At 25.5% G+C, this 2,554-nt stretch carries 4 protein-coding genes and 1 pseudogene; all 5 read right to left on the bottom strand.

What is annotated here, in order from left to right; genetic code table 11:
• Positions 1-158, bottom strand: a 158-nt coding sequence (rplW, locus tag OC710_RS02610; protein ID WP_304515006.1) for a 50S ribosomal protein L23, incomplete at its 3' end; no start/stop codon positions are given.
• Entirely contained in the window at positions 151-786 is a 636-nt protein-coding gene (rplD, locus tag OC710_RS02605; protein ID WP_004995502.1) for a 50S ribosomal protein L4, read from the bottom strand. The genes rplD and rplW, both read right to left, overlap by 8 nt.
• Positions 779-1,444 (bottom strand): 50S ribosomal protein L3, encoded by a 666-nt coding sequence (rplC, locus tag OC710_RS02600; protein WP_004995500.1) that lies wholly within the window; start codon positions 1,442-1,444, stop codon positions 779-781. The genes rplD and rplC overlap by 8 nt, the downstream gene beginning before the upstream one ends.
• A 97-nt stretch (positions 1,445-1,541) precedes the next feature.
• Positions 1,542-1,856, bottom strand: a complete 315-nt coding sequence (gene rpsJ, locus OC710_RS02595; protein ID WP_004995498.1) for a 30S ribosomal protein S10 — start codon at positions 1,854-1,856, stop codon at positions 1,542-1,544.
• A gap of 314 nt (positions 1,857-2,170) precedes the next feature.
• Positions 2,171-2,428 (bottom strand): annotated as a pseudogene (gene mraW, locus OC710_RS02590) (16S rRNA (cytosine(1402)-N(4))-methyltransferase); the annotation flags it as partial.
• Between the last annotated feature and the right edge of the window lie 126 nt (positions 2,429-2,554).

Genomic DNA, 2,554 nt, shown 5'->3' with positions numbered 1-2,554 from the left:
ATAACATTAACTTTAAAAATATATTCTATAGCTTTTTTAATTTCTATTTTATTAATATTTTTATCAATCTTGAAAAAATATTTATTATACAAATCCATTTGTTTATTAGTTGCTTCGGTAATTATAGGAGCTTTAATATATTTATAATATTTATTCATTCGCAACTGTTCCTTCCAAATAATTAATCGCTTGACGAGTAATAATTAAATATTTTGCTTGGAAAATTTGATAAACACTAAAATGATTAACACTTTCTAAAATAACTTGAGATATATTATTAGTAGATTTGATTAAATTATCAGTTAATTCTTGTACTACAATTAAAATTTTATAATCCAAATTAACATTTAATTCTGTTAATAATTTTGTAAATTCTTTAGTTTTTGAAGTTTGTAAATCTAAAGAATCTAAAACTATTAAACTGTTATTGCGGAAGTGCCAAGATAAAGCTGAATAAAAAGCCAATTTACGAATCTTAGCATTAATTTTAAAATGATAATCTCTTTTTTTCAAAGCAAAAGTATGACCCCCGCCTCGCCAAATAGGAGAACGAATAGTTCCTTGACGAGATCTACCTGTTCCTTTTTGAGCCCAAGGTTTACGACCGCCCCCTGAAACTTCAGAACGATTTTTAGTTTTATGATTGCCAAGCCTTTTAGCAGCTCTTTGTTGATTAATTACATCATAAATTACTTGTTGATGCAATTTGATTCCAAAAATTTTATCTGATAAAATTATTTCTTCACATGGTTGACCATGTATATTAATAACGTTACACTTAAGCATGAGATATAGCCTCTTTATTAGTTTTTTTAACAGTTGATTTGATCATCACAAAACCTTTATTAGGGCCAGGGATGCTGCCTTTAATCAAAATAACATCTTTATCAGATATTATTGATATAATTTTTAAATTTTGCATAGTCACCTTATGAAAACCCATTTGGCCAGGTAAATGTTTACCTTTTTGATTTCCTTTTATAGGACCATTAGAACCTGGTCTTCGATGAAATCGAGAACCATGACTTTTTGGACCAATAGTTTGATTATATTTTTTAATAACTCCCGAAAAACCTTTACCTTTGCTAATTCCTGTTACATCTACAAAATCTCCGGAATTAAAAATGTTAATATCCACAATTTGTCCCGGAGTTAACTGAGATAATTCATTTAAGGTATTATGATTAAAAACAATTTCACGTACAAAAGATTTAGGGGAAGAATTATATTTACTAAAATGACCTTGAAGCGGTTTTGTCGTATTTTTTTCTTTTTTAGTTCCAAAAGCTAATTGCGTCGCTTGATAACCATCTTTTTCTAGATTTTTTTGTTGCAAAACAACATTATCAGCAACATGAACGATAGTGACAGGAATTACTAAACCTTGATCATGATCAAAGAATTGCGTCATACCTATTTTTCGTCCTAAAATTCCTTTAGACATGTTAAATAATATCTCCTTTTAAAATAGTAATAAAAAATAAAAAAATAATATTAACTAAATTAATACGATATTTTTATTAATAAAAAATTACTAAAAATTATTGTTTAATACTAATATCTACAGATTTTGGAATATTAATACGAGTTAATGCGTCAATAGTTTGAGCATTAGGGTTAATAATCTGAATTAAACGTTTATGAGTAAAACGACCAAATTGTTCTCGACTATCTTTATTAACAAAAGTAGATCGCAAAACAGTAAATATTTCTTTACGAGTAGGCAATGGTATAGGACCTTTTATTTTGGCTCCAGTTGCAATAATACTATCAATAATTTTTTGAACAGTTGGTTTTAACATTTTAAAATCATAAGTTTTTAAACAAATTTGAAAAATTTCTGGTTTTTTTTTCATTACTTGAATTACCTTTCCTATTTTAGGTAAATAAAATATTTACTTTATATTTATATATATAAATTCTTAATTTTTATAAGAAAATAACATATATAAAAAATTTTTTATTAATATAAAAAATAATTTAATTTATTATAATAAATAATCAAATTAAAAAATAAAATATTTTATATTATTCCGAAATTACCTCAAATAATATAAAATATTCACAGAATATACACATTTATCATTATATCATAAAAAAATATATCTATTTATATCAACAAAAAAAATATAATAAAAATATAATTTATAACAAAATATAAAAATTATTTTTATATATTCTTAATAGCAGCTCTAAGTTTAGCTGAACGACTACAAGAATTAAAAGCTTGTTCTTCAGCAGACGGACGAAGAACTTTTTTATTTATTATTCTTAAAGCAGGAATCGGTAAATATTGTTGTTGAATGGGCAAGCGAGATAAAATGGCATCATTAGAACTATTCTTTTTAAAAAAATGTTTTACCAAACGATCTTCTAAAGAATTAAAACTAATAACAACTATAATACCACCTTTTTTTAATAATTTTAAATCGGGATAGATTAACTCGGTTTAGAAAGTGCATTGATAATTTAACTTTCATATTCGCAATTAGCCCCCCACAGAACCGGACAAGCAAGTTTCCAAGCATCCGGCGCCTAATATCTGATTACAGAT

The sequence above is a fragment of the 'Vigna radiata' phytoplasma genome, from assembly GCF_030586915.1.
Taxonomy (GTDB): domain Bacteria; phylum Bacillota_I; class Bacilli_A; order Acholeplasmatales; family Acholeplasmataceae; genus Phytoplasma; species Phytoplasma australasiaticum.
The sequence above is the reverse complement of the archived record's forward strand: the minus strand, read 5'-3'. Positions and strand labels throughout refer to the sequence as shown.